General features: G+C 70.6%; 35 protein-coding genes. 18 read left to right on the forward strand and 17 right to left on the reverse strand.

The window, feature by feature from the left end:
• Positions 1 to 9: 9 nt before the first annotated feature.
• Complete coding sequence (locus tag WBA97_RS02070; protein WP_424228913.1) at positions 10 to 729, reverse strand: copper homeostasis protein CutC; 720 nt, start codon at positions 727 to 729, stop codon at positions 10 to 12.
• A 75-nt stretch (positions 730 to 804) separates the two neighbouring features.
• Between WBA97_RS02070 and WBA97_RS02075 the strand changes: the two genes are divergently transcribed.
• The 5 genes from WBA97_RS02075 to WBA97_RS02095 are packed head-to-tail and all read left to right on the forward strand — an operon-like array spanning position 805 to position 4,778.
• Positions 805 to 1,332, forward strand: a complete 528-nt coding sequence (locus tag WBA97_RS02075) for an RNA polymerase sigma factor (protein ID WP_424228914.1) — start codon at positions 805 to 807, stop codon at positions 1,330 to 1,332.
• Positions 1,329 to 2,096 (forward strand): zf-HC2 domain-containing protein, encoded by a 768-nt coding sequence (locus WBA97_RS02080; protein WP_424228915.1) that lies wholly within the window; start codon positions 1,329 to 1,331, stop codon positions 2,094 to 2,096. Before WBA97_RS02075 ends, WBA97_RS02080 begins: the two co-directional genes overlap by 4 nt.
• A 14-nt stretch (positions 2,097 to 2,110) precedes the next feature.
• Positions 2,111 to 2,890 carry an ABC transporter ATP-binding protein gene (locus tag WBA97_RS02085; protein ID WP_424228916.1) on the forward strand — a complete coding sequence of 260 codons (780 nt, stop codon included), beginning with the start codon at positions 2,111 to 2,113 and terminating at the stop codon, positions 2,888 to 2,890.
• Positions 2,887 to 4,203 carry a hypothetical protein gene (locus tag WBA97_RS02090; protein WP_424228917.1) on the forward strand — a complete coding sequence of 439 codons (1,317 nt, stop codon included), beginning with the start codon at positions 2,887 to 2,889 and terminating at the stop codon, positions 4,201 to 4,203. Before WBA97_RS02085 ends, WBA97_RS02090 begins: the two co-directional genes overlap by 4 nt.
• Complete coding sequence (locus WBA97_RS02095; protein ID WP_424228918.1) at positions 4,200 to 4,778, forward strand: hypothetical protein; 579 nt, start codon at positions 4,200 to 4,202, stop codon at positions 4,776 to 4,778. The genes WBA97_RS02090 and WBA97_RS02095 overlap by 4 nt, the downstream gene beginning before the upstream one ends.
• On the opposite strand, the gene WBA97_RS02100 is transcribed toward WBA97_RS02095, so the two are convergent.
• The gene (locus tag WBA97_RS02100) at positions 4,775 to 5,518 is read right to left on the reverse strand and encodes an AraC family transcriptional regulator (RefSeq protein ID WP_424228919.1); all 744 of its coding nucleotides are present in this window, start codon (positions 5,516 to 5,518) and stop codon (positions 4,775 to 4,777) included. The two genes, WBA97_RS02095 and WBA97_RS02100, sit on opposite strands and share 4 nt — an antisense overlap.
• Positions 5,519 to 5,581: 63 nt before the next feature.
• On the opposite strand from WBA97_RS02100, the gene WBA97_RS02105 reads away from it, so the two are divergent.
• Positions 5,582 to 6,133: a TIGR03086 family metal-binding protein gene (locus WBA97_RS02105; RefSeq protein WP_424228920.1), complete on the forward strand. Its 552-nt coding sequence runs from the start codon at positions 5,582 to 5,584 to the stop codon at positions 6,131 to 6,133.
• Here WBA97_RS02105 and WBA97_RS02110 read toward each other — a convergent pair.
• From WBA97_RS02110 to WBA97_RS02130, 5 genes are all read right to left on the reverse strand, one after another.
• A complete protein-coding gene (locus WBA97_RS02110) occupies positions 6,120 to 7,343 on the reverse strand; it encodes an RNA polymerase sigma factor (RefSeq protein WP_424228921.1) in 1,224 nt (407 codons plus the stop codon). The genes WBA97_RS02105 and WBA97_RS02110 overlap by 14 nt on opposite strands.
• Positions 7,340 to 7,750: a YciI family protein gene (locus WBA97_RS02115; protein ID WP_424228986.1), complete on the reverse strand. Its 411-nt coding sequence runs from the start codon at positions 7,748 to 7,750 to the stop codon at positions 7,340 to 7,342. Before WBA97_RS02115 ends, WBA97_RS02110 begins: the two co-directional genes overlap by 4 nt.
• A gap of 100 nt (positions 7,751 to 7,850) precedes the next feature.
• Positions 7,851 to 8,132, reverse strand: coding sequence for a hypothetical protein (locus tag WBA97_RS02120; RefSeq protein WP_424228922.1), 282 nt, complete (start codon positions 8,130 to 8,132; stop codon positions 7,851 to 7,853).
• A complete protein-coding gene (locus WBA97_RS02125) occupies positions 8,114 to 8,812 on the reverse strand; it encodes an NAD-dependent epimerase/dehydratase family protein (RefSeq protein ID WP_424228923.1) in 699 nt (232 codons plus the stop codon). The genes WBA97_RS02120 and WBA97_RS02125 overlap by 19 nt, the downstream gene beginning before the upstream one ends.
• Before the next feature lie 13 nt (positions 8,813 to 8,825).
• Positions 8,826 to 9,041 carry a hypothetical protein gene (locus WBA97_RS02130; RefSeq protein ID WP_424228924.1) on the reverse strand — a complete coding sequence of 72 codons (216 nt, stop codon included), beginning with the start codon at positions 9,039 to 9,041 and terminating at the stop codon, positions 8,826 to 8,828.
• 64 nt (positions 9,042 to 9,105) lie between these two features.
• Here WBA97_RS02130 and WBA97_RS02135 point away from each other — a divergent pair, with 64 nt between their 5' ends.
• Positions 9,106 to 9,246 carry a hypothetical protein gene (locus tag WBA97_RS02135; RefSeq protein WP_424228925.1) on the forward strand — a complete coding sequence of 47 codons (141 nt, stop codon included), beginning with the start codon at positions 9,106 to 9,108 and terminating at the stop codon, positions 9,244 to 9,246.
• On the forward strand, positions 9,243 to 9,623 hold the full coding sequence (locus WBA97_RS02140) for a RidA family protein (RefSeq protein ID WP_424228926.1): 381 nt from the start codon (positions 9,243 to 9,245) through the stop codon (positions 9,621 to 9,623). The genes WBA97_RS02135 and WBA97_RS02140 overlap by 4 nt, the downstream gene beginning before the upstream one ends.
• Here WBA97_RS02140 and WBA97_RS02145 read toward each other — a convergent pair.
• Together WBA97_RS02145 and WBA97_RS02150 are read right to left on the reverse strand one after the other, a co-directional pair.
• Positions 9,605 to 10,132 (reverse strand): YceI family protein, encoded by a 528-nt coding sequence (locus tag WBA97_RS02145; protein ID WP_424228927.1) that lies wholly within the window; start codon positions 10,130 to 10,132, stop codon positions 9,605 to 9,607. The genes WBA97_RS02140 and WBA97_RS02145 overlap by 19 nt on opposite strands.
• Positions 10,119 to 10,724: a class I SAM-dependent methyltransferase gene (locus WBA97_RS02150; protein WP_424228928.1), complete on the reverse strand. Its 606-nt coding sequence runs from the start codon at positions 10,722 to 10,724 to the stop codon at positions 10,119 to 10,121. Before WBA97_RS02150 ends, WBA97_RS02145 begins: the two co-directional genes overlap by 14 nt.
• A 108-nt stretch (positions 10,725 to 10,832) precedes the next feature.
• Between WBA97_RS02150 and WBA97_RS02155 the strand changes: the two genes are divergently transcribed.
• Positions 10,833 to 11,954, forward strand: a complete 1,122-nt coding sequence (locus WBA97_RS02155; protein WP_424228929.1) for a sensor histidine kinase — start codon at positions 10,833 to 10,835, stop codon at positions 11,952 to 11,954.
• 22 nt (positions 11,955 to 11,976) lie between these two features.
• Entirely contained in the window at positions 11,977 to 12,621 is a 645-nt protein-coding gene (locus tag WBA97_RS02160; protein ID WP_424228930.1) for a response regulator transcription factor, read from the forward strand.
• 249 nt (positions 12,622 to 12,870) lie between these two features.
• Here the strand turns inward: WBA97_RS02160 and WBA97_RS02165 are convergent, their stop codons facing one another.
• A complete protein-coding gene (locus tag WBA97_RS02165; protein WP_424228931.1) occupies positions 12,871 to 13,713 on the reverse strand; it encodes a DUF3626 domain-containing protein in 843 nt (280 codons plus the stop codon).
• A 119-nt stretch (positions 13,714 to 13,832) separates the two neighbouring features.
• Between WBA97_RS02165 and WBA97_RS02170 the strand changes: the two genes are divergently transcribed.
• From WBA97_RS02170 to WBA97_RS02180, 3 genes are read left to right on the forward strand one after another with little or no spacing between them, the layout of a single operon-like run.
• Positions 13,833 to 14,375, forward strand: coding sequence for an HdeD family acid-resistance protein (locus tag WBA97_RS02170; RefSeq protein ID WP_424228932.1), 543 nt, complete (start codon positions 13,833 to 13,835; stop codon positions 14,373 to 14,375).
• Between the two features lie 46 nt (positions 14,376 to 14,421).
• The gene (locus WBA97_RS02175; RefSeq protein ID WP_424228933.1) at positions 14,422 to 15,198 is read left to right on the forward strand and encodes an SGNH/GDSL hydrolase family protein; all 777 of its coding nucleotides are present in this window, start codon (positions 14,422 to 14,424) and stop codon (positions 15,196 to 15,198) included.
• A 41-nt stretch (positions 15,199 to 15,239) separates the two neighbouring features.
• A complete protein-coding gene (locus WBA97_RS02180) occupies positions 15,240 to 16,019 on the forward strand; it encodes a pentapeptide repeat-containing protein (RefSeq protein WP_424228934.1) in 780 nt (259 codons plus the stop codon).
• An 89-nt stretch (positions 16,020 to 16,108) separates the two neighbouring features.
• Here the strand turns inward: WBA97_RS02180 and WBA97_RS02185 are convergent, their stop codons facing one another.
• On the reverse strand, positions 16,109 to 17,068 hold the full coding sequence (locus WBA97_RS02185; protein ID WP_424228935.1) for an acyl-CoA desaturase: 960 nt from the start codon (positions 17,066 to 17,068) through the stop codon (positions 16,109 to 16,111).
• A 330-nt stretch (positions 17,069 to 17,398) separates the two neighbouring features.
• Between WBA97_RS02185 and WBA97_RS02190 the strand changes: the two genes are divergently transcribed.
• The gene (locus tag WBA97_RS02190; protein ID WP_424228936.1) at positions 17,399 to 17,800 is read left to right on the forward strand and encodes a histone-like nucleoid-structuring protein Lsr2; all 402 of its coding nucleotides are present in this window, start codon (positions 17,399 to 17,401) and stop codon (positions 17,798 to 17,800) included.
• Between the two features lie 477 nt (positions 17,801 to 18,277).
• The gene (locus tag WBA97_RS02195) at positions 18,278 to 18,490 is read left to right on the forward strand and encodes a hypothetical protein (protein WP_424228937.1); all 213 of its coding nucleotides are present in this window, start codon (positions 18,278 to 18,280) and stop codon (positions 18,488 to 18,490) included.
• Between the two features lie 207 nt (positions 18,491 to 18,697).
• Here WBA97_RS02195 and WBA97_RS02200 read toward each other — a convergent pair whose 3' ends face one another.
• Together WBA97_RS02200 and WBA97_RS02205 are read right to left on the reverse strand one after the other, a co-directional pair.
• Positions 18,698 to 19,423, reverse strand: coding sequence for a dienelactone hydrolase family protein (locus WBA97_RS02200; protein WP_424228938.1), 726 nt, complete (start codon positions 19,421 to 19,423; stop codon positions 18,698 to 18,700).
• 2 nt (positions 19,424 to 19,425) lie between these two features.
• Positions 19,426 to 20,271, reverse strand: a complete 846-nt coding sequence (locus WBA97_RS02205) for a class I SAM-dependent methyltransferase (protein ID WP_424228939.1) — start codon at positions 20,269 to 20,271, stop codon at positions 19,426 to 19,428.
• 31 nt (positions 20,272 to 20,302) lie between these two features.
• On the opposite strand from WBA97_RS02205, the gene WBA97_RS02210 reads away from it, so the two are divergent.
• Positions 20,303 to 20,815 carry an RNA 2'-phosphotransferase gene (locus WBA97_RS02210; protein WP_424228940.1) on the forward strand — a complete coding sequence of 171 codons (513 nt, stop codon included), beginning with the start codon at positions 20,303 to 20,305 and terminating at the stop codon, positions 20,813 to 20,815.
• A gap of 99 nt (positions 20,816 to 20,914) precedes the next feature.
• Here WBA97_RS02210 and WBA97_RS02215 read toward each other — a convergent pair whose 3' ends face one another.
• Positions 20,915 to 21,409, reverse strand: a complete 495-nt coding sequence (locus WBA97_RS02215) for a hypothetical protein (protein ID WP_424228941.1) — start codon at positions 21,407 to 21,409, stop codon at positions 20,915 to 20,917.
• Between the two features lie 145 nt (positions 21,410 to 21,554).
• Between WBA97_RS02215 and WBA97_RS02220 the strand changes: the two genes are divergently transcribed.
• Both WBA97_RS02220 and WBA97_RS02225 read left to right on the forward strand, forming a co-directional pair.
• Positions 21,555 to 22,727, forward strand: a complete 1,173-nt coding sequence (locus tag WBA97_RS02220; RefSeq protein WP_424228942.1) for an alginate lyase family protein — start codon at positions 21,555 to 21,557, stop codon at positions 22,725 to 22,727.
• Positions 22,728 to 22,935: 208 nt separating this feature from the next.
• Positions 22,936 to 23,271 (forward strand): DoxX family protein, encoded by a 336-nt coding sequence (locus WBA97_RS02225; protein ID WP_424228943.1) that lies wholly within the window; start codon positions 22,936 to 22,938, stop codon positions 23,269 to 23,271.
• Between the two features lie 6 nt (positions 23,272 to 23,277).
• Here the strand turns inward: WBA97_RS02225 and WBA97_RS02230 are convergent, their stop codons facing one another.
• From WBA97_RS02230 to WBA97_RS02240, 3 genes are all read right to left on the reverse strand, one after another.
• Positions 23,278 to 23,673: a hypothetical protein gene (locus tag WBA97_RS02230; protein ID WP_424228944.1), complete on the reverse strand. Its 396-nt coding sequence runs from the start codon at positions 23,671 to 23,673 to the stop codon at positions 23,278 to 23,280.
• 520 nt (positions 23,674 to 24,193) lie between these two features.
• Positions 24,194 to 24,334, reverse strand: a complete 141-nt coding sequence (locus WBA97_RS02235) for a hypothetical protein (protein WP_424228945.1) — start codon at positions 24,332 to 24,334, stop codon at positions 24,194 to 24,196.
• Positions 24,331 to 24,990 (reverse strand): IclR family transcriptional regulator, encoded by a 660-nt coding sequence (locus WBA97_RS02240; RefSeq protein ID WP_424228946.1) that lies wholly within the window; start codon positions 24,988 to 24,990, stop codon positions 24,331 to 24,333. Before WBA97_RS02240 ends, WBA97_RS02235 begins: the two co-directional genes overlap by 4 nt.
• Between the last annotated feature and the right edge of the window lie 71 nt (positions 24,991 to 25,061).

Here is a 25,061-nt window from a genome sequence, read left to right on the forward strand (position 1 = left end):
CGGGCCGACCTACTCGAGCCGAACCGCACACAGCGCGGCGACCTCGTCCTGGTCGGTTTCGAAGTGGTCGTGCCCTGGCGGCACAGCCACCCCGGCATAGGAGACCTCGCCGCCGGATGTCCTGCCGACCGGACGGCGGGGCGCCGCGTGCAGGTCACCGACGCCGGTCGTGGCGATCACCCGCGCGGCGTTCGCGGCCCGGACCCCGCCACACGCCATGACCGCCAACCCGCCGTCCGCCCGCGCGACGAGGTCCTTGATCAGCGGGGCGCCGTCGAGCGCGGCGCGACGACGCCCGGACGTGAGCACCCGCGTGAAACCCAGATCTGCCAGGCGATCCACGGCCTGCCGTGAGTCGGCGCTGACGTCGATCGCGCGGTGGAACGTGGTCTGCATGCCCTCGGCGGCCGCCACGAACGCGGCACAGGCGTCGTCGACGCGACCGTCGTCGGTCAACGCGCCCACGACGACCCCGGTCGCGCCGTGTTCCCGGGCGACCGCGATGTCGCGGACGATCAGGTCCAGCTCGTCACGGGTGTAGTGGAAGCCGCCGGGCCGGGGTCGCACCAGGACGTGCACCTCGATCAGCGCCGACGCCGCCTCGATCAGCGCGACGCTCGGGGTGAGGCCGCCGTCGGACAGGCCTGCGCACAGCTCTGCTCGCGCCGCTCCCGCCGCCGCCGCGACCCGCGCACCCGCCACCGACTCGACGCTGATCTCCACCCGCATACCGACGAGTATTCAGCGTGACGCAGGCCACATCGATACGAGAACCTGCGCGAAGAGGTGGTCGTCTAGCCGGGTATGCGTGACGAGGAGGAACTCGTCCGGCTGGTGGCAACCGGCGACCGGGCGGCGTTCGAACAGCTGTACCGGCGCACGTCACCGTGGCTCGCGGTGCGTCTTCGGCGGCGCTGCTCGGACGACCAGATCGTCGCCGAGGTGCTGCAGGAGACCTACCTCGCGGTGTGGCGGGCGGCGGGCAGCTTCGCGGGCGCGGCGGTGAACGGCTCCGCGGTCGGGTGGCTGTGGACGATCGCGGCACGGCGGCTCGTGGACGCCTTCCGTAAACGGGCACGGGACTCGGCAGCACCGCTCGCGGCCGAGCCGGTCGCGCCGGCCGCCGAGGACGAGGCACTGTCCGATGTGGTCGGTGACCGAATGGGCGTCGCGCTCGACCGGCTCGCGCCGGAACTGCGGCAGGTGCTGCAGGCGATGGTGGTCGACGGGCTGACCGTCCGCGAGACGGCGGCGTTGCTGGGGGTGCCGGAGGGCACGGTCAAGACACGGGCCAGAAGAGCCCGGGTGGCGATGCGGGAGGCACTGTCATGAGCCGGCACGCGTCCACGGAACTGCTGCGCGGCTACGCGGGCGGGGACGACCTCGCGACCGACGTCGTGTGGGCGGTCGAGGTACATCTGGAAACCTGCGCGGACTGCCGGGCACGGCTCGCCGCCGAGGCGGACTCGGTCACGCCGCTGCTCGACCAGGTCTGGGCGGACCTCGAACCGGCGCAGGCACCGGCACCGGTGCGCCGCGGCCGGTGGCTCGTCACCTGGGCCACGCCCGTGATGGGGCCGTGGCTGGCGATGACCGTCCTGGTCGCTCTGTTCGCGCTGCTCGCCGACCTGCTCATCCCCCCGCCGCTCCCGTCGCTCGCCCTGCTGCTCGCACCGATCGCGCCGGTGGCAGGGGTCGCGGCGGCGTGGGCACGCGCACTCGACCCGGCCCACGAGCTGGTCGCGGCCACGCCGAGGGCCGGGCTGTACCTGGTGCTGCGCCGCACGCTCGCGGTGCTAATGGTGGTGATCCCGCTCATGGCGGTCGCCACCCTGACCTCACCGTTGCGGTGGCTCCTGCCCTGCCTGGCCTTCACGGTGGCCACGCTCGCGCTCGGGAGCTTCGTCGGCGTGCGCCACGCCGCGGCCGCGCTCATCGGCGGTTGGGCGGCGCTGGTGATCGGGCCGAGCCTCGTCACGGCACGGCCACCGGTCGTGCTCGAACCGGCCGCACTGGGGATCTGGGCGGCCGTCCTCGTGGCGGGCGTGGCCGTCCTCGCGCTGCGCGCCACCGTCTACACGCGACTCGAGAACTAAAGGGAGACAACGACATGCCTCGCATGGTCGGTACGGACGAGGTCGCGCCGACGACCTATCCGTTCGAGATTCACGCGCAGGGCCTGCGGGTCCGGGCCGGGCGGCGGATGGCGGTCGACGGGGTCGACCTGTCGCTCACCTCGGGCGTCCACGGGCTGCTCGGCCCCAACGGCGCAGGCAAGACCACGCTGATCCGCGCGCTCGCGACGGTGCTGCGCCCGGCGGGTGGCGAGCTGGACCTGCTCGGTGGCGCGGACCTGCGTGCGGTGCGCCGCAGGCTCGGCTACCTGCCACAGGAGTTCGGCTACTACCGCCGGTTCACGGTGCGCGAGTTCGTCGAGTACATGGCGTGGCTCAAGGAGATGCCGAAGGCGAGCGTGCCAGACGCGGTGCAGCGCGCGATCGAACGGGTCGGTCTCACCGACCGGGCCGACGACAAGCTGAAGACGCTGTCCGGTGGCATGGTGCGGCGGGCGGGCATCGCACAGGCGATCGTGAACGACCCGGCGATCCTTCTTCTCGACGAGCCAACCGCCGGGCTCGACCCGGCGCAGCGCATGCAGTTCCGGACGCTGCTGAAGGAGTTCGCCGCCGACACGTGCGTCATGGTGTCCACGCACCTCGTCGAGGACGTGGCCGCCGCGTGGACCGACGTGCTGCTGCTCGACGCCGGACGGGTCGTGTTCCAGGGCGCGGCGGGCGAACTCGCGGCCAAGGGCACGGACGCCGACGCGGGCGACAGCCCGATGGAACGCGGCTACTCGGCGGTGCTGGCGAGTGGTGGTGCGCGATGATCCTGCGCACCGAACTGCGGCGCTCCACCGCACCCGTGCTGGGCATCGGCCTGGTGGTCTTCTCGCTCGGCCTCATCTACTCGCTGACCGGACCGTGGGTCCACGGCACCGCGCAGTGGAACGAGGAGTGGACCGGGCTCGCCCAGTGGACCCGTTACCTGACAGTGTTCCTGTGGCCGCTGGTGCTGGGAGCCGGTGCGTGGCAAGGACTTCGAGACCACCGGGCGCGGGTGACCGAGCTGTTCTCGACCGCGCCCCGGACCACGTGGCGGCGACTGCTGCCGACAGTGGGCGCGCTCGCGATCGCGCTGAGTGCCGCCTACGTGGTGCTCCTGATCGTCGGCGGCGTGCAGGTGGCGAGGACCGCGACCTACTTCCACCTGAAGTGGCTGCCGGTCGCCGGGGTGATGGTGCTCGCGCTGGTCGGCATCGCGTTGCTGGGCTTCGGGATCGGCCGGCTCCTGCCGTCGCTCGTCACGCCGCCGGTGCTCGCGGTCGCCGCGCTCGCCGCGCAGATCGCGGTGATCCCGCACGGGTGGATGCTGCTGCTGACGCCCGCGTTCGCGGCGCCCGACGTCACCGCGTTCACCACGGTGGCCCTGCCCGTCACGCTCGCGCAGGCCCTGTGGTTCACGGGGATCGGCGCGACCGGCTTCGTGCTGGCGCTCGCCGTGCGGGCACGGACCCGGCTCGCCGCGCTCCTGCCGGTGGCGGTGGCCGCCGCCGTGACCGTGCCCGTACTGTCCGGAGTGGATGGTCCGGTGGTAGCCGACGCGGACGCGATGGCCCTGGTGTGCGACGAGGACGGGCCACGCGTGTGCGTCCGCCACGTCCACGCCGACTACCTGCCGACGCTCACCGGCCCGGCGCGGGAAGCCCTGGCACTGATGGCAAAGCTCCCGTCACCACCGACGTCCGTCGTGGAGTACCCGGACCGGGGCGACTACGAGCCGGAGTCGATGGACGTGGCCCCGTTCTTCTTCGGCACCAAGCGGCTCACCGACCCGGAGCAGATCAAGCTCGCCGTCCTCGCGGGCGCGGGCACCCCGCTGTGCGTGAACGGGCCCGGCTGGGGCGGCTCGACCGACTCGCTCACCGCACGGGTCGTCACGGCGTCGTGGTTCACCGGGGAGCTCGCGCCGGTGCCCGGCACCCTCGAGGTGTGGGACGTGCTGGCGGACGAGGCCCGCGCGACGTGGCGGGAACTGCGGGCACTGCCCCCTGCCGAGCAGGCGGCACGGGTGGCCGCGTTCCGGGTCGACTCGCTCGACTGCGACGGTCGCGGTGACATGCCCACGCTGGAACTGCCGTGAGGTGGCTCGTCCTTTACGTGCGGTCGCGACGGCTCGCGTCGACCACGGGGGTCGCGCTCGCGGCGGTCGCCGCGCTGGGCGGGCTCGCCGCCGCGGCCGATTCGGGACTCACCCGGGTGGTGCTCGCGTTGTTCGCGGTCACGGTGGTGGTGTCGGTGGCGGCGACCTCGCTCGCGGGCCATGACATCGGCCTGGAGCGGACGGCGGCGCTGGGCTGGCGGGTGCGCAGAACGGTCCACACGGTGACGATCGGCGCCGCGGCGGCGGGGGCGGTGGCGACACTGGGGGTGGCCACCGACGTGCCGGCGGACATGGTGGTACGCAACGCGATCGGGCTGACCGGCCTCGCCGCGCTGGGTGTCGCCGTGCTGGGTGGCGGGCTCGCGTGGTGCGTGCCGATGGCGTGGACGGTCGGCGGGGTGACCGCGATCCTCGCGACGCGGACCCCGCCCGCGCCACTGCTGACGTGGCTCGTCCAGCCCGGGGACTCCTGGGCCGCCACGGTCGCCGCGTACGTGCTCGGCGCGACCGGACTCACGACCTACGCACTGGCGGGACCGTCCACAAGAAACTAATAGCGCCGGGCGTACCAGGTGGGTGGTTCGCCGAACATGCTCTTGAAGTCGCGGATGAAGTGGCCCTGGTCCGCGTAGCCGAGGTCGGCGGCGAGACCTGCCCAGTCGATCTCGCCGCCCGCCGCCATCCGTTCGGTCACCTCGTGCAGGCGGTAGCGGCGGATCACCCACTTGGGCCCGATGCCGACGTACTCGGCGAAGAGCCGCTGCACCCCGCGCACACTCATCCCGAGTTGCTCGGCGAGCGTCTCGACCCTGGTCACGTCCGGACCCTCCGCGATGGCGGCCACCGCGTCGGCGGCGGCGAACGCGCGCGGGTCCGGTTCCGGCAAGCGGTCGAGCAGGAACCGTTCGACCGCCGCCGCGTCCGGCTGGTCCGGCACGTCCGGCCCGAACACGTCGGTCGCCGGCACGACCCTGTCGGTGATCGTCGAGACCGGCGCGCCGAGGAACGGGCGGAAGCAGCCGGGCCGGAACGCGACGCCGAACACGTGCCCCTCGCCTGCCAGGACCTTGATCCGGTGGCCACTGACCACGCCGTTGACGTTCGCGCGGCCACCCTCGAACGACAGGTGCACGTTCGGGTACGGGACGATCTTCTGCCGGTAGGGCTCCTCGTAGTCCCAGTCCACGACCCAGTACCGCGCGACCCAGGGCCGCAGTGCCTCGGCCGGTTCCGGGTACGCGTGCCGCTGGTACTTCGTCCACGCGTTCCCGACCTCGCGGACATCCCGTCGCACGCCAGGAGTCTATGTCGCGTTCGTCCAATACCGCCCGCCCGGCGCAGGCCTAGCCTCGCCGCCATGTCACACATGTCCACCGCGGCCGGCGCACTGGCCGACGTCGTCAGCGCCATCGAGTCCGAGCAGCTCGCGAACCCGACGCCGTGCGCCGAGTTCGATGTGCGGGAGCTGGTCCACCACCTGCTGTACTGGGGTCCGTCGCTGGAAGGCGCCGCTCGCAAGGAGTCCGTGTCGCCGTCCGATGTGGAGGTCGCGGACTGGCGCGGCGCGCTGCTCGCACAGTTGACCCGCACGGTCGACGCGTGGACGCCCGCGTCCGCGTGGGACGGCATGACGGGCATGGGGCCCGCCAAGATGGTCGGCGAGATGATCGTCGGCGAGCTGGTCGTGCACGCGTGGGATCTCGCGCGAGCCACCGGGCAACCGCTTGACCTGCCGGACGACCTGCTCACGTACGTGCACGACGGGGTGGCGGCCGGCGCGGACCAGGGCCGGGAGATGGGGCTCTACGGGCCGGAGGTGCCGGTGCCATCGGACGCGCCGGTGCTGGACCGGATCCTCGGGCTGACCGGCCGCGACCCGGCGTGGGCCGGTGCCGTCACGGTCCCCTGAGGTTCCGCGCGAGTTCGGCCGCCTTCATCCTCAGGTAGCGCTGCTCCTGCGATGACTGGGTGCGGCGCGCGGCCTCCTGGTACGCGGGAAGCGCGCCATCGACGTCGCCCGACATCTCCAGCAGGTACGCCCGCACCGCGTGAAGCCGGTGGTGGTCGGTCAGCCGCTTGTCCCGCGCCAGGTCCTCGACCATCCTCAGCGCGGACGTCGGGCCGTGGACCATGGCGACCGCCACCGCGTGGTTGAGCGCGGCCATCGGACTGCCGGTCATCTCGGTGAGCACCCCGTACAGCGCCTCGATCTGCGGCCAGTCCGTCTCGCCTGCCGAGCGCGCCTCGTCGTGGAGCGCGGCGATCGCGGCCTGCAGCTGGTACGGCCCGGACGGGCCCGCCGACATCGCGGCGGTCACCAGCTCGACACCCTCGTCGATGAAGTCCTTGTGCCACCGTGCGCGGGCCTGCTCGGCGAGCGGGATCAGCACACCGTCGGGCCCGACGCGGGCGTCGCGGCGGGCGTCGGTCAGCAGCATCAGCGCGAGCAGCCCTGCCACCTCGCCATCGAGCGGCATCAGCCGGTGGACGATGCGGGTCAGCCGTATTGCCTCCCGGGACAACTCTGCGCGGTAGGCCGACGGACCCGCCGTGCTCGCGTAGCCCTCGGTGAAGATCAGGTACAGCACCCGCAGCACGGCCGCGAGCCGCTCGTCACGGTCGGCCGGCATGCGGAACGGCACCCCGCTCGCCTTCACCCGCTGCTTGGCGCGGGTGATGCGCTGCGCCATCGTCGGCTCGGACACCAGGAAGGACCGTGCGATCTCGACCGTGGTGAGACCGGCGACCGCCCGCAGCGTGAGTGCGATCTGGTGCGCCCGAGGCAGCGCCGGGTGGCAGCACATGAACAGCAGGATCAGCGTGTCGTCGGCGTCCTCCTCGTCGGCGGCGGGCGCGGCGGCGGGCAGCTTCCACGTGTCCTCCCGGCGCTGCCGGGCCTGCTCGTTGCGCAGCAGGTCGGTGAGCCGCCTGGCCGCGACCGTGATCAGCCACGCCTTCGGCCCGTCGGGCACGCCGCTGTCCGGCCACGTCGTGGCCGCCGCGATCAGCGCCTCCTGCACCGCGTCCTCCGCGGCATCGAAGTGGCCGTAGCGGCGGACGACCGCGCCGAGGACCTGCGGCGCGAGGTCACGCAGCAGGCCATCGGTCGCGGCGGTCACGACGTGATGTCCTCCATGCCGTCGATCAGCGGCCGGATGTCGACGTAGCCGCGTGCCTGGACGTGGGCGGGCACGGGGGTGGCCGCCAGCTTGGCGACGATCTCGGTGGCCCGGTCGTAGCTCACGCAGTCGACGATGGTGAGGCCGACGACCACCTCGGCGGTCTCCGCGTACGGACCGTCGGTCACCACGGTCTCCCCGTTCTCGACGCCGACCCGCCGGGTCAGCACGGGCGCGGCAAGGCCGTGGGCCGCGACGAACTCGCCGGACTCCACCAGTTCGTTCGTCCACCTGCCCATGTACTCACCGAGCGCGGCGACCTCGTCCGGGGTCCATGCCCGGCCCGCCTCGCCGTCCTTGCCCGCCATCGCGTCGTAGTCGGCCTGGGACGCGTAGTGGAGGATCATGTACTTCACGGTGCTGCTCCTGTCACGGTGTCGAAAGCTGTGTCGCCCGGAACGTCGAGGCCGTCCCAACGCCCCACGACACCATCTTTTGTGACGCCAGTCACATCGGATTCGGCACCCGGTCGTGGGCCGCCAGCCATTCGAGTGCCTCCCGGACGGCCTGGAGCGAGCTGTACCTGGGCTGGTAGCCGAGCAGCCGCACCGCCTTCGCGATGCTGCTGTTCGGGCTGTGCGCGATGTGGTCCCAGGTCAGCTCGGCGGCCGACGGCGCCACCGTCTCCCGCCACCGCTCCCACGGCAGGAACGCGAGGTTCGCCTCCCGCCCGTACCAGCCCGCGACACTCTCGGCGAAGCCACGCAGGGTCAGCGCGGCGGACGACACGACGTGGAAGCTCTCCCCCACCGCGACCGACCGGTTCGCCATCGCCGAGGTGAACGACTGGGCGACGTCGTCGGCGTGCACGTGGTGCAGCGTCTCCAGGCCGGGTTCGGCAGCGCGACCTCCTCGCCACCGGCGAGCCTGCGGTACACGTCGAGGTCGAGGTTGCCTGCCGGGTTGATCGGCACCCAGCCAGGCCCGCTGATGTGCCCGGGGTGCAGCAGGGTCGCGGGGAAACCGTGCCTGCGTGCCTGGTCGAGCAGGTACGCCTCGATCTCCGCCTTCCGCACGCCGTAGTCGCCGAACGGGCGGCGCGGCGCATCTTCCGTGGTGGGCACCGCCACGCTCGGGCCGTGGATCCAGATCGTGCCGCAGTGCAGGAAGTGCTGGACGCGCCCGGCGAGCGCCTCGACCAGGTGCCGGGCACTGGCCGCGGTGAAGCAGATCAGGTCGATCACCACGTCCGGTTCGAGGTCGCGGACCCGGGCGCCGAACGTGCCCGCCGCCTCCTCCTCGGCCCGGTCCGCGACCACCGTGGTGACCGCCGACCACGCCCCGTCCTGCCGGTACGGCGTCGCCTTGCCCCTGGTCAGGACCGTCACCTCGTGCCCGGCCGCGACCAGCCGGGGCACGAGGTAGCCGCCGATGTGCCCGGTGCCGCCGAGCACCACAACGTGTGTCATGCCGCGATCGTGCTCAGTCCCCGATGCCGATGTCCAGCGCTGCCAGCAGGTCCGGATCGGCCAGCAGCTCCAGCCGGGTGACCGTCTCGCCGTCGAACGTGAACCGGACCGCGACGCGGACCCTGCCGCGCGGCGCCCACACCGCGCCGGGCAGCGCGAGCTTCGCGTCACGTGCCCGGCCCGCGAAGTCGCGGGCGAGGTCACCATCGGGTGCGTCGGCACCCCGCACACGCCGTCGCGCCCGGCTGGTGCGAGACCGACGATGGGCCCGATCTCTCGGCGCGGAATTGTCGGTGGAGGCGGTTACCGTCTCGGCGGGCTCGTTGCTGGCCGACGAAGAGCGGCACGCGGCGGCACGACGGCTCGCCGAGGAGATCGCGGCGCTGCCGTCCCCTTCGGACATCGCCGTCCGGCTGCCCACCCTGATCCCGTGAGGAGGACCATGCGCGCCGAGTACCCGTCCGGCGGCGACTTCGAGGACGTGTACGGCTACAGCCGTGCCGTCCGCGTCGGCGACCACGTCCACGTCGCCGGGACCTGCGCCCGCGACCTCGACGGCACCGACACCTATGTGCAGGCGAAGGAAGCGCTGTCGATCATCGAGACCGCACTGAAGGAGGCGGGCAGCGGCCCGGCTGCCGTGGTGCGGACCGTGACGTACGTGACCGACATCGGCGACAGGTTACTTGTGGCCAGGGCGCACGCCGAGATGTTCGGTGACGTGCGCCCGGCGGCCACCCTCGTCGAGGTCCGCGCACTGCTCGACCCGCGCATGAGGGTAGAGATCGAGGCCTATGCGATCGAGACCTGAGTCGCGGAAAGCGACAGCGAGAACCGCAACCGCCTGCCGGTCATGCCCTTCGCCGCCGTGATGCCCCACGCATAGCGGTCCACCTCCGCGGTGGCCCGCAGCCGCAGCTTGCCGTCGAGCACGCGAACCTCGTCGATCCGCACGTCGAGCGGCTCGGTGCGGCCTCGCACGGTCAGCGTGCCGCGCAGTGTCCAGCCACCGTCGCGGACCACGCCGGTCGCCGTGAACGTGATGTCCGGGTGCTGTGCGACGTCGAGGTACTGCCCGGACCGCACGGTGTTGTCACGTGCGGAGAGGCCGGTGTCGAAGCTGTCGGCGGCGATGGTGGCGCGCACCGTCGACGTCTCGGCCGGCGAGGCGACGTGCACGAGGCCTTCGCGGAGCGCGAAGGTGCCGCGTACGGGCGCGAGCCCGAACAGGTGCCGGGTCGCGAACGAGATCGTCGACTCGCCCGGCTCGATGCGGTACGCGCCCGCGGTGGGGACCTCCACGGTCTCAGTGCTGGTCATGCTGACGTCCTTCCAGGTCACACCGGCGCTCCGCGGCGCCGGCGAGGTGCGGTATCCCGGCGCCGAGCGGGCCGGGCAGGTCGAAGCGGTGCAGGTCGACGACGTCGAAACCGGCACGTCTGATGGCGGGGCCGGTCTCCCGGTTCGGGCGGCAACGTGCGCCGACCAGCCTGGTGAGCCCGGCGTAGACGTTCTGGCCACGCCGTACCCAGGTGCCTGAGGGCGCGGCGACGTGCTCCGCGAACAGGAACCGCCCACCGGGCCGCAACACGCGGTGCACCTCGGCGAGTGTGGCGGCCTGATCGGCGACCGAGCACAGCACGAACGCGCAGACGACCGCGTCGACGCTTCCGCCGGGCAGCGCCAGCTCCTCGGCGCGACCGTCGAGCACCCGCACGTCGAGCCCGAGCCGGCCAGTGGCGGCACCGGTGCGTTCACGGGCGGCGGCGCCGGGTTCGACGGCCACCAGCCGCACGTCCGGGTGGTAGTACCGGAGGTTGGTGCCGTCACCGGGACCCAGCTCGAGCACGGTGCCGCGCAGCGCGCCGACGAGCGCCGGCCAGAGCGAGGTTCGCGGAACTGTCGTGGTCATGGCGGTAGCGTCGCGTGCAGGGGAGGAGTCACACATCGACCAGCCGGCTGGTTCGAATTCGACTTTGGTCGATGGTCGCCGCACCATCCGGCTCGTACGCTCGGGTTCGTGCACTACCAGCTCTGCGGCCGCAAGCTGTGGCTGACGATGACGATGATCGCCGTGTTCATGGCGGCGATCGTGTATGGCGACGCCCAAGCCGGGAGCTCGCCGGCCATGACGGCGCTGCAGATCGCCACCGCGGTCGCAGGGCTCGCGTTGTTCCCGCTGCTGTTCACGCGGCCGATGCCGGCGGCGCTGGCGCTGACGGTGCTGGCGGCGGTCGCCGCGACCGGCACACCGGTGGCCAACATCGCGACCCTGCACATCGCGCGGAGCCACCGGCTGCGCGTGGCGGTCGCGGTGGCGACGGCGGGCGTTGTCGCGCACGCGGCGCGGGGTCTGTGGCAGCCGACCAGCGGCCTGTCGTACGGCTGGTGGCTGACGCTGATCGTAGTGCTGCACGCGGGCCTGGTCGGCTGGGGCCAGCTGGCGGCGGCGCGGGCGGCGGTGATCACGTCCCTGAAGGAGCGGGCCGAACGCGCGGAGGCCGAGCAGGGCAGGCGGGTCGCGGAGGCGAGGGCGGCGGAGCGCGCGGCGATCGCGCGGGAGATGCACGACGTGCTGGCGCACCGGCTTTCGCTGCTCGCGACGTACGCGGGTGCGCTGGAGTACCGGCAGGACCAGCCGCCGGAGCGGCTGTCGCAGGCGGCGGGCGTGATCAGGACGACCGTGCACCAGGCGTTGAACGAGCTGCGGGACGTGATCGCGCTGCTGCGCGACGAACCGGACGACCTGGCACGCCCGGTGCCCGCACTGGCGGACCTGCCGTCACTGGTGGCGGAGTCGAGGGCGATCGGCACCCCGGTGGAGCTGCGCGGCGGCGAGATCGGGCTGACGGAGGTGCCCGGGACGACCGGCCGGACCGCGTACCGGGTGGTGCAGGAGGCGCTGACGAACGCGCGCAAACACGCACCGGGCCAGCCAGTACGCATAGCACTGGACGGCACGCCGGGTGCCCAGCTGCAGATCGACGTGTCGAACCCGCTGGGCACCACGTCGTCGATCCCGGGCACCGGCACGGGTCTGGTGGGCCTGACGGAACGAGTGCGGCTGGCCGGCGGGCGACTGGACCACCGCGCGACCGCGACGGAGTTCCAGGTGTCGGCATCACTACCGTGGCCGGCATGAGCGAGTCGCGGACGCCGCAGCCATGATCCGGGTACTGATCGTCGACGACGACGCGCTGGTCCGCGCCGGCCTGACGATGATGCTCGACGGCGCCGACGGCATGCGGGTGGTGGGCGAGGCAGGCGACGGCGACCAGGTACCCGCGGCACTGGACGCGCACCCGACCGACGTGGTGCTGATGGATATCCGCATGCCCAGGGTGAACGGCATAGCGGCGACAGCGAAGGTGCGTGCCAGGACCAACCCACCCGACGTGATAGTCCTGACCACGTTCGACTCGGACGAGAACGTGCTGCGCGCGCTACGTGCGGGCGCGAGCGGTTTCCTGTTGAAGGACGCCCCGCCGGCGGAGATCGCGGCCGCGGTCCGCCGGGTGGCCGCGGGCGAGCCGATGCTGTCCCCGACGATCACCCGCCGCCTGATGGACCGCGCGGCAACGGAGGCCGGTGCGTACAGCCAGGCCCGCTCGGCACTGGCAACCCTGTCGGCACGGGAACACGACGTGGCGGTGGCAGTGGGTCAGGGCCACACGAACGCGGAGATCGCGGCGGAACTACACGTCAGCGTGGCAACGGTGAAATCCCACATCACCCGCGTACTGACCAAACTGTCGGCAGGCAACCGAACACAGATCGCCCTACTGGTCCACGACGCGGGCCTGGTGTGAGGAGCTGGCCTCCGGCCCCCTCGAACCACGCTACGCCGGCCCACCGACAGTCCCGGCCCCCCGCACCCCGGTTGTCCACAGCAACACCGGTTATCCACAGTCAAGATCGACAACACAGAAATGTCAGCCCCCACCGGTAGACTGGCATGGCGGGACGCCCCCGGGAACGGGTGGGGGTTGGCATCCGGCCGGTTCGCGGCTTTCGGGCCCGCATTCAGGACGTTCGTTGCGGTGATCTCAGCGAGCACGTCAGGAATGTGCGCGCATCTCGGGGCTGCCGAATCTGGCCACGTAGTGCCAGACCCTTTTCAGGGCTTGCTCGTCGTACCGGCCGGTGCGGGACGCGTCGCCGATGGTCCGGGCATCCAGTCGGCCGTCACGGGCGAGAGATTCGCCGAGTTCCACGAACTCCGGGCCTCGATAGGCGGGATTGCCGCGTAGTTCGGTCGTGGTCAGCGTGAAGCCGCCGTGCCATTCGATCGGGCATGCCAACGCTCTGGCCGCGGTCTCTGTCGGGGTGCCGCGGTAGCAGGGGTCGAGGACCAGGGCTTCGACATCTGTTGCGAGGTCGACGACGCCGTGTACCTGGGTCTCGACGTAGTCGTCGAGCGCGTCCCTGTCGTCCGCTTCGGCCATGGCGACCAGCGTGGACATTCGCGCCGCGACGCCGAAGTGCTCCGGCTCGAACACGCTGTCCGGGTAGCAGAACGTGCTCCGGGCCAGTGTGTGCTCGCCCAGGCGCAGGTACGACGAGCCGAAGCGCGGTGAGCCGCCGACCAGGCGCCCGCGGAAGTTCAGCGATCCGTACTTGGGCCGGTCCGTCGGCACTCCGTCGTCGTAGGCACCGGCGAAGATCCGGCTCTCCCACCGCCAGCGGTCACCGCAGGGGAACGCGGTCAGGCCCCCGTTGCTGGTCCCGGTCTCGAACTGCGACCGGTACACCCCGTCGCGCGCCATGAGCCGCAGGATCGGCGCCCCGTCCATGAGCCGATCGGGGTGGAAGTGCAGCGTCACGCGCCACGACGGGTCCACCGGCTCGCCGGTCGCCAGCGTCGTGACGTGGGCGATGGCCCGGTCGTGTGGATGGGACATGGCGGGCAGTATCCACGCACGGTGGCGATGCGATTCCGTATGGTCGCGGGGCCGACCCGGACGGCGGAATCTGCGACTGCCGCGTTGCCGGATCCCCGCGACAGGTCGACCATTCGAATGTGCTGGAACTTCTCGCTCGCCGGTGGCATCTCGTCGTGTTGCGTGGTGTGGTCGCCATCCTGTTCGGGATTGTCGCCATCGTGTGGCCCGAGATCACCGTGTTGTCGCTCGCGTTGCTGTTCGGGATCTACACGCTGCTCGACGGCATCACGTCGCTCATGATGGGGATCGGGCAGGACACCGACCGGATGTACCTGATCACGCTCGGGATCCTTGGGGTGCTCGCCGGGGTGCTCGCGCTCGTGTGGCCGCGGATAACCGTCATCGTGCTGCTCGTGATCATCGCCGTGTGGGCGATCGTCGCGGGGGTCATGCAGATCGCGGCGGCGATCCGGTTGCGGAAGGTGATCCACAACGAATGGTTCCTCGCCCTGTCGGGGGTCGTCTCGCTCGTACTCGGCCTGCTGCTCATCGTGCAGCCCGCCGAAGGGGCCATCGCGCTGGTCATCGCGATCGCCACCTTCGCCATCGTGTGGGGCGTCATCCTGGTCGTGCTCGGGTTCCGCGTCCGCACACTGGCTCGCGCGGACCGGCCCGTCTAGCGCGGCGACGGCACGACCGTCAGCCGGTGGCGGTTACCTTGGACGGATGCGCATTCGCAGATACGTCGCGATCGGGGACAGCTGCGCGGAGGGTATCGACGACCCGTACCCGGACGGCCGCGGCTACCGGGGATGGACCGACCTGGCGGCGGGCGAACTGGCGCGGGTGTCGCCGTCGCTTGAGTACGCGAACCTCGCGGTGCGCGGCAGGCGGCTCGACCAGATCCTCACTGAGCAGGTGCCGCTCGCGGTCGCGCACCGGCCGGACCTGGTGACCTTGTTCGGCGGCGGCAACGACGTGCTGCAGGGCCGCTGGCAGACCATGGCGCGGTCACTGGACGAGATCGTGGCGACCATGGCGGAGGTCGCGGACACGATGGTGCTGCTGACGCTGCCGGACATCGCGCGGCTGCCGGGCCTCGGCAGGCTACGGCCCCGGGTGACGCGGCTGAACGACCTGATCACCGAGACGGCCGCGAAGTACGGCACGCTGCTGGTCGACGTCCGCGACGACGAGTACTGCCACGACGAACGCCTGTACAGCGCGGATCGGCTGCACCTGGGCCCGCTCGGCCACCACCGCGTCGCCGCGCACGTGCTGACCGCCCTGGACCAGGAGCCGGACCCGGCGTGGCTCGCCCCGCTCCCGCCCGCGGCCCGCGAACCGGTGTGGCGCACCGCGGTCGGCCACTGGACGTGGGTGCGGCAGCACGTCTACCCGGCCGTCCACGACACGATCCGCAACAAGCTGTCCGGCCGCCAGCCGGGCGACGGCTTCGTCGCGAAACGCCCGGAACCGGGCCCGTTCACGCCAGCGCCCTGACTGACCCGTTCGGGGTGACCAGCACGCGCTACCGTGCAGTCATGTCCACCTTGCGGGCCGACTGCGGCAGTTGCTTCGGCTTGTGTTGCGTCGCACCGGCGTTCGCGAAGTCCGCCGACTTCGCCATCGACAAACCGGCAGGTAGGCCGTGCCCCAACCTGCTCACCGACTTCCGCTGTGGCATCCACGAAACGTTGCGCCCGCACGGCTTTCCCGGCTGCACGGTGTTCGACTGCCTTGGCGCGGGCCAGCAGGTGGCGCAGGTCACCTACGGTGGAGTGTCCTGGCGGGACGAACCGGGCACCGCGACCGAGATGTTCGACGTGTTCGCGGTCATGCGCCAGCTGCACGAGATCCTGTGGTACCTCACGGAAGCGTCGGCGAAGGCGCCCGCGGACGACGTGTCCACCGCGCTGAAGGACGTCGAGGAACGCACCAACGCAGACGCGGCAACCCTTCTGGAAACGGACGTCGACGCGCTCCGCCTCCGCGTCCGCCCGCTGCTCGCCCGCACCAGCGAGACCCTCCGTGCCGGCATCCGAGGCAAGAAGGACCATCGCGGCGCCGACCTGATCGGCGCGAAGCTGCGCAAGGCGGCGCTGCGCGGCGCGAACCTGCGTGGCGCGTACCTGATCGGCGCCGACCTCACCGGCGCCGACCTGCGCGAGGCCGACCTGCTCGGCACGGACCTGCGGGACGCGAACGTCCGCGGCGCCGACCTCACCGGCGCGCTGTACCTCACCCAGTTCCAGCTGAACGCCGCGCAGGGCGACGAGTCCACCAGTGTCTCGGCCGGACTGATCCGCCCGACGCACTGGTAGAGCCAGGCTCAACGGCGCTCGGCATGATCGTCCACAAGGAAGCATGGCGGCGGTGTGCGGGCGGGCTTGCGCCACCCGCACACCACGTCTTATGCGCTGCCGCGGTTCTCCAGCGTCGCGAGGCGCTTGGGCGTCGGCCAGCGCACGTCGGTCGCCCAGCCGAACTTCTCGAAGAACCAGATGAGCCGGGCGGAGATGTCGATCTGCCCGCGCTTCACGCCGTGCCGCGCGCAGGTCGGGTCGGCGTGGTGCAGGTTGTGCCACGACTCGCCCATGGACACGATGGCGAGCGGCCAGAAGTTCGCCGACCGGTCGCGGGCGGCGAACGGGCGCGAGCCGATCATGTGGCAGATCGAGTTCACCGACCACGTCACGTGGTGGAGGAACGAGACCCGCACGAGCCCGGCCCAGAAGAACGCGGTGACCGCGCCCCACAGCGACCAGCTGATCAGGCCGCCGAGCACGGCGGGTGCGGTCAGGGTGACCAGGGTCCACAGGCCGAACTGGCGGTGCACGCGGACGATGTCGCCGTCGGCGAGGAGGTCGGGCGCGAACCGCTCGGCGTTGGTGAGGTTGCGGTCGAACACCCAGCCCATGTGGGCGTGCCAGAAACCCTTCACCAGCGCCAGTGGCGAGGAGCCGAACGCCCACGGCGAGTGCGGGTCGCCGTCGCGGTCGGAGAACGCGTGATGGCGCCGGTGGTCAGCGACCCAGTGCGTGATCGGGCCCTGCAACGCCATGCTGCCCACGATCGCGAGCCCAACCCGCAATGGCCGGGAGGCCTTGAACGCGCGGTGTGTGAAGTAACGGTGGAATCCGACGGTCACCCCGAGGCAGGTGGCCGTGTAGAAGAAGACGGCGAGCCCGACATCGAGCCAGTGCAGGCCCCAGCCCCAGGTCAGAGGTATCGCGGCGAGGAGCGCGACGAACGGGCCCAGGATGAAGAGGTAGGTTCCGATCTGCGGCCACGTCCCGCGCGGCGGGCCGTGCAGCGGACGCACCTCCCGCGCGTGTGCCCCGGTAGTTTCGCCCTCTGCCGTCAGCTTCATGCGCACAAGTAAGCAGGTCCGGCTGAACAACGCCACACCCGGGGGCAAATTGGGGCGTCAAACACGGGTGAACAGCCGTTGCGCCCTGTCACGACCCCCGGCCGGGCGTGACCGCCCGCTGTGATCAACAGCCGTGAACCGGTGCCTGCCGGCAGATCAGGCTCTCATTTCCGACACGGTGTCTTCAACCATCGCCAGCTGTTCCACATCGGACCTGCACCCAATTCCTCGTGATCACTTGCGCTTTTGGCTGATTCAGCTGATTATTTGCACAGTTGCGGGCAACAAACCAGCGGGTATGCACGAATCGTGCACGTCAGGAGCGGATAGATGGCACAGCAAGTATTGGTCCAACTCGTCGACGATCTCGACGGTACGGCTTCTTCCGATGTTTCCACGGTCTTGTTCAGCCTCGACGGGGTGACCTATGAGATCGACCTGTCGGAGGACAACGCCGAGCGGCTGCGCGGCGGTCTGGCCGAGTACGTCGAGGCTGGTCGGCGGGTCGGTGGCCGGATCAAGCGCGGCAGCAAGTCGGGTCAGAACGGTTCCGGTGCGGCGAACGACGCCGGGCTGGTTCGGGCATGGGCGAACGAGAACGGATTCGGGCTCTCGGGCCGCGGCCGAATCCCGTCGCACGTCGTCGAGGCTTACCGGGCGGCGAAGGCGGAGTCCGAGCAGAAGCCGGCCAAGCCGACCCCGAAGCGCCGCACCCGAACCAAGAAGAGCTGATTCCAACCCCCGAGCCACCCCAAGAACCGCGAGTCCACGCTTCAGACCCCGCGAGTCCACCGTTCGGGACCCGCGAGTCCACGGTTCGGGACCCGCGAGTTTGCCGTTCAGAACCCGCGAGCCGCCCTCTCGTGACCCACGAACCGGCGGTTCTGGCTGCCCGAACGCGTCGATCGCCGCCTCTCGGCGTCCCGAACGGTGAACTCGCGAGGCCGGAACGGTGAACTCGCGGGTTCTGAACCGTGGACTCGCGGGGTCCGAACCGTGGACTCGCGGGGTCTTATGGGGGTTTGTGGGTGGGTTGGGGTGGGTTGGGTTGTATGGGTTGGACACGCGGGGGTGCGGTGTGGGGCGAAATTACTGCCCTGTGGGGGCGTTCGGGTGTAGGTTGTTGGCAGTTGGGAAGCACCTCGTCCGGGGAGACGAGACCTGCGGAGGCACCGGGATTCCCGTTGAGCCGTCCCGCTTCTGCCGAAGGTGGCAACGCGGTCCCAGCCTGTCCAGAAGGGACGTACGACCATTACGACCACGACGAACGAGGAGCCCGCTCAGCAGGTTCCCACGGCGCTCTTCAGCCACCCGACCATCCACCACGCCAACGGCAAGGCCGCGCGAAACACCGGCCAGCCGGTGTACGAGAACCTCTTCCAGGAGCCGTCGATTCCCACCCATCGGGAAACGCTCGACTGACCGGCGAAAAATCTCCGGCCGGTATGCCGGTCCGGCATCCGTGTAACCGACATACCGGCCGCGGTCGGCGCAGGGCGCGCTCGTGTGCCGCGAAATCGAGGCCATCGAGGCGCTGATCAGGCATTTTCGGTGACCGGGCGGTCCCGCCACGTCCGACTTCGCTGTGGCTGGTGGCGGTTGCCTACGTCATGGTCGTCGACGAGGCGCTCAGGGAGTTCCGTCTGCGCCGAGGTGCTCCGCGAAGAAGGCCTCGATCCGGCGCCACTCCAGCGCGGCTGACTCCGGCTCGGGGCCTGAGTGTGAGGCGCGAAGCAGCGGCCGGAGCCATCGCGGTCCGCTCTCCTCCTCGTTGAGGAAGGAGTGCCCGGCGTTCGGGTACACCTCGACGTCGTGCACGACACCCGCCCGTTCCAGCGCGTCCGACAGCTTGCCCGGCGCGCCACGCAGCATGCGGTCACGGGCGCCGTAACTGGCGAGCACCGGGCACGCGCCCGCCATCGCCTCGTCCGGCTTCCTCGGCAGCATGCCGTAGTTGGCCGACACCGCGGCCATGGTGTGCACGGTCAGCAGCACGAACCCACCACCCATGCAGAACCCGATGGCGCCGACGCGCCCGGTGCAGTCGTCCGACGCCGCGAGCCACGTCCGCGCGGCCTCGATGTCGGCGAACGCCTTGCCCTTCCCCGACGACATCGCGGCCAGCGTCGCCGCCAGGCACCAGCGCGCCCCGCCCTGGCTGTACAGGTCCGGCGCGAGGGTGAGGTAGCCGGAGCGCGCGAGCCGGTCGGCGTGCTTGCGCATCTCCCCGTCCAGCCCCCACACCTCGTGGACCAGCACCACGCCCGGCCACGGACCGTCGCCTGCCGGCCGCGCGAGGTAGCCGTGCAACCGCTGGGAGCCCTCCGCGCGGGGCGGTATCTCGATCTGCGTCACGCCTACCGATCCTGCACGGGTTCTCTCCGGTGCGCCACGGTCAGTATGGCGAGGTAACGGCGTGTCGCGACCCCGCCGAAGTCCGCGCGAATGATGTCGGTGATGCCGGAAAGCAGCCGCGCGCGCCGCTCCGGCGGCACCCGCAGATATATCGAATAGGTCGACAGCAGCGCCGCCGCGTCGTCGGCGTCGTAGGCGGCTTCCCACTCGTAGGAATGGATCACGGGTGGCGAGAACAACGCACCCGCACGGCTGTGCCCCGACTTCGGCTCGGCCACCTCCCACACCGCGCCGATGTCGTCCGCCGCGGCACTGACCTCGCGGAGTAGCGACCCGGCGGACGGCGACAGCCCGAACTCGACCTCCGGTGCGTAGCGGGCGTGCAGGTCGGCCGATGCCTGGTAGATGTCGTTGAACACCCCGCCCTCGACCGTGCGGTTGGTGACGAGCGCCAGTGCACCACCTGGCGCGAGCACGTTGGCCGCCAGCCGCCACCGCACCTCCGGCGCCACCCAGTGGTAGGCGGTGGCGGAGAACACCATGTCGTAGGTGCCGTCCGGCACCCAGTCGTCGAAGCGGGCGATGTCCACGGTGAACGGCTGACCGGCCAGGTTCGCGCCCGCCCGCGCGGCGAGGGCGGCGCCGGGTTCGACGGCGTGCACCCGAAAGCCACGCGCGAGCAGATCCCGGGTCGCGGTGCCCGGCCCGGGCCCGACCTCGAGCACCCGCGCACCGGCAGGCACCCCGGCCAGCGCGACGATGTCGTCGAACATCTCGGCCGGATATCCCGGCCGCACCCGGTCGTACTGTGCCGCGATCTCGTCGAAGACCAACCCGAGCCCGTCCATGACCGCGAGTCTGCCCGATTAGAGTCCGGGCATGTACGACGTTCAGCTCAGCAAACAGATGTCGCACGCGTTGCGGCACGCGCCATGGCAGTACGAGCTGGAACTGGACGAAGCGGGCTGGACGCCGGTCGCGGACCTGCTCGCGGCGCTGGGCGTGAGCCGTGCGCGGCTGGAGAACGTGGTGCGCGAGAACCCCAAGCAGCGGTTCGAACTGGTGGAGGACCGCGTCCGCGCCCGCTACGGGCACAGTGTGCCGGGCCGGATCGTGCGGGAACCGGGCACACCGCCCGCCGAGCTGTTCCACGGCACGTCCACGTCGGCGGCGGAGAGCATCCTGCTGGACGGGCTGCGGCCCATGCGGCGGCAGTACGTCCACCTCTCGGTGACGCGGGAGATGGCCGAGACGGTCGGCAGCCGCAAGGGCGAGCGGATACGGGTGCTGACAGTCGACACGCCCGCAGCGCGGGCCGCGGGCGTGGAGTTCCTGCGTGGCAACGAGATCGTGTGGCTGGCGGACCATGTGCCCGCCAAGTTCCTGCGTTAGGGGAAGCGGCCGGCCACGACCCGCGGCATCGGTTCACCGGGGGACAGGAAACCGATGCCGCGTCGAGTCAGGCCGCGGCCGACCGCTATCGCTGCCCGGTCACCTGGTGGGGGAGTCACCGGGCTTGATGTTGGTGACCACCGGCTGCTGCTGCGTCGCCTGGCGCGGCGGCGCCATGCTGGCAGCGGGTGCGCCCGTGCGGGCGTCGTGGGGCGCCGGGGTACCAGCCGGCGGGGTCACCATCGTGTCGGTGCTGCTGGCCACGGGCTCGTGCCGGTGGTCGTCTTCTTCCTTGCGCAGCTGCTCGGCGAGCTCGTCCCGCTCGCGAGCGGCGGCCTTGGCTTCCCTGCGTGCCTCGCGGTAGCGGGCGCGGTTCTCCCGGGCCCTGCGCCCGGCAGACATGATCATCGACAGCCCGATCAGGAAGAGCGCCGCGACCACGAGCCCGGCGACGAACGCCTGCGCCATTGTCACGTCACCCAGATCGCGGCCGAACATGGTGACCGTTTGTGCGTCGCCACCGTTGTTGTAGGCGATCAGCAGCACACCAACGGCGCCACTCAGCACCACCAGTAGCAAGCCGAGGATAAGCATGCTCCGTGCACCTCCTTGAAAGGCCCTGTTGAACAAACAGGTACCCACTACGGGGTGCCGTCAACCATCGTCTTACCGGGTGATGTGAAATCGGCACTGCGCGTAGCTATTGACCCACCATGGTCTAGACCATGACCATGAGTTCATGTCCGCACCCCGCAAGCGGTTCATCGTCGGTTTCCTCGCCCTGCTGCTGGTGTTCAGCGGTCAGGTCGTGCCAGCGACCGCCGCACCGCCCACCTTCACCCATCCCGGAGTACTCGTCAGCCGCCCGATGCTCGACTTCGTGCGCGGCAAGGTCAACGCGAACGCCCAGCCGTGGCGGGCCGCGTACGACCAGATGGCCGGAAGTTCCTACGCGTCCCTGTCCAGGACCCCCAAGCCACGTCCGGTGGTCGAGTGCGGCCCATACTCGAACCCCAACTACGGCTGCACTGACGAGCGCCAGGACGCGATCGCCGCGTACACGCTCGCGCTGATGTGGTACTTCACGCAGGACACCCGCTATGCCACCAAGTCCATCCAGATCATGGACGCCTGGTCGGCGACCATCACGGGTCACACGAACAGCAACGCCCCGCTCCAGACGGCGTGGTCCGGCGTCTCGTGGGCGCAGGCCGCGGAGCTGATCAAGTACGCGTACGGCAACTGGCCCAACTCGGGCCGCTTCGGCACGATGCTGCGGAACGTGTACCTGCCGAGGGTCATCAACGGCGCCACGACCGCCAACGGCAACTGGGAGTTGGTGATGATGGAGGCCGCGCTCGGGATTTCGGTGTTCCTGGAGGACCGGTCCGCGTACGACCGCGCGGTGGCGAAGTACCGCACCCGCGTGCCTGCCTTCGTGTACATCGCGAGCGACGGCGCCCTGCCCCACCCGCCGGCGAACAGCAGCATCGACACCCGCGACGAGATCGTCCAGTACTGGCAGAACCAGAGCACGTTCTCCGAGGGCCTGACACAGGAGACCTGCCGGGACTTCACGCACACCGGCTACGGCATCGCGTCGATCGCCGACTTCGCGGAGACCACGCGGATCCAGGGCCAGAGCCTGTACCCGGAGATCGCGGACCGGCTGCGCACCGCGCTGGGCTTCCAGTCACGATACGAGCTGGAGGCACCGCCGTCCTGGCTGTGCGGCGGCACGGTTCACCGGGGGCTGGGGCCGGTCACCGAGGTCGGGTACAACCACCTCAACACGAGGCTCGGCATAACCATGCCGAACACGAAGACGTTCACGGAGTCACACCGTCCACAAGGGACGAACAGTCTGTTCGTCTCCTGGCAGACGCTCACCCACGCACAGAACCCGAACTGACCGAAGGGCCCCGGACTCCGGGGCCTTTCTCCTGACAGCCTCGCCGAGGTCGGCACCGGCCACGACGAGCCCCATCAACCACCGACAAATATTTTTGTCTTGACAAGAAGAGTTGTCGGATGCGAGTGTTGCGTCATGAACAACACAGCCACTCGCACCCAGTCAGGTCACCGTCACGGCCGCCCGCGCGGGCCAGGTCATCAGCCTCGTGGCGACCGCGTTCCTGCTGTTCGACGCGGTCCTCCACATGCTCGCGATCGAGCCGGTCGTCGAGTCGTTCGGAGATCTCGGTTTCCCCGGTTGGCAGGCGCTCCCGATCGGCATCCTCGAACTCGCCTGCCTTGCCCTCTATGCGATTCCACGCACGTCGGTACTTGGCGCGGTGTTACTCACCGGCTACCTGGGCGGCGCCGTCTGCGCGCACTTCCGCGCCGAGTCACCGCTGATGTCGACGACGTTGTTCCCCGTCTACCTCGGCATCGCCGTCTGGGCAGGGCTGTACCTGCGCATTCCGAAGGTCCGCGCGCTCGTCAGAGGCGCGTGAGACGAGTCAGTCCGAGGAACCGGCGCGGCGGCGGCCGACCAGGAACATCACGAACCCGACCGCCGCACCCGCCGCGGCCACCTCGGCTCCGAGCGTCAGCGCGAGGGCCACCAGCACCACGGCGAACACCACTACCCGCACCAGCGCCTCGCGCAGGGTGGGAGCCCAGTCTCCGACGACGCGCTCCGCGACACGCAAGACCCGATCTCGCGTGGCCGGGCGGAGTGCGTGCGTCGCGGGGCGACGCGAGGCCGGGGCCGTCGACGGCTCGCGCTCGACAGCGGCCGCGAGCCGGACCGTCCTGCGAGCGGGCCGCTCCAGCTCCGCTGATCTTCCTTCTTCTGGTGTCATCGCGGTTTCGGGCCTTGTCCTGGTCACCGTGCGTGCTTTCCTCTTCGTCATCGTGCGATCGAGTTCTCCGCTGTGAACTCAGCGCCCGTCACATCTTCGCGTATCAATCTCGTTATGCCACCGTGACACAGGCCGTCGGCGGTAAACGGTGCGTGTAAGTCGTTGAGCGGACAGCTACACCTGGTCAGTGAGGGCGCTGCCAGTGCAGCTGCACATGCATACGCACAGTGCGCCTTCACCTGCAGATTCATCCGGTCGCCCTCGATCGAGTGAATCGCACATTGCCTCGAAAGAGTGGACGAGTGATTACGAACACACTTACGTTCCGTCACGGGCTCGCGGTGCGTGCCATGGCAGCCGGGAGGCGGTCGCGGACGGCAGCGGCCGAGGGTGGCGGCCATCGAATGGCTGGATCCGGTGTGGCCCGCCGGGCACTGGATGCCGGAGCAGATCGAGATCGCGGGCGCGTGGCGCCGAGGTGCCGGCGCACGTCCTGCACGGCGTGGACTTCGCGGTCACTCGGGAAGAGGCCCGTCCCGTTCGATCCACCACACGCAGGCGGTTCGTGAGGTCAGGCGCCGCCAACCAGTGACGGGCGGGTGGCCAGCAGGTGGGCGAACCGGGCCGCTCCCGCTCTCGCGGCGCGTTCGAGGTGCCGGCGGCGGGCGTGGAACTCCGACGACGGCACGGAGAAGGCAACCGCGCCGGTCACGCGGTTCTGCGCGTCCAGCACCGGCGCCGACAGGCACGCCACTTCCGGTGGAACTCCTCGATCTCCAGCGCCACCCCCGCGTGGTCCACGTGTTCCAGTTCCGCGTCCAGATCCGGCGCCCTGACCGTGGTGCGTGCGGTCAACCGTGGCATGCCCGCACCTGCGAGGTAGTCACGGCGCTTGCGCTTCGGCATGGACGCCAGCAGGACCTTGCCGAACGCCGTCGCGTGCGCGGCCTCGTGGAAGCCGAAGTCGAGCGGGGTCGCGCGGGGCCACTGTGGCGAGTCGGCCACCGCGGCGACCACGATGTCCGTCTCGCGGAAGACCGTGTAGTACGCGGCAGCTTCCGCGCGGCGGTGCAGGTGGTGCAACTCGTCCTGGAGTTCCTGGCCGACGTCCAGTTCTGCGCACAGGCGTTGGTACAGGCTGCCGACCTTGTAGCCGAGGCCGAAGCCGCGGCCGTGGCCCAGCCGGATGAGATATCCCTCGTGTACCAACGTGTTCAGCAGGTGGTAGGTCGTCGACAGGTTGTAGCCCGCCCGGCGCGCGACGGCCTTCGCCGTGATGCCGTCGCCTGCCGAGCCCACGAGGTCCAGGATCCGCAGCGCACGCTGCGCGGAGCCGATGAGTCCGCTGGTGTCGCTCGGTTCGGTCACCGACGCACCTCCCCATGACGACACAGTGGCACATCTCGCAGGTGCCACCTTGCCGACACTACGTCAGAGAC

The sequence above is a fragment of the Actinophytocola sp. genome (assembly GCF_049647105.1).
Lineage (GTDB): Bacteria > Actinomycetota > Actinomycetes > Mycobacteriales > Pseudonocardiaceae > Actinophytocola.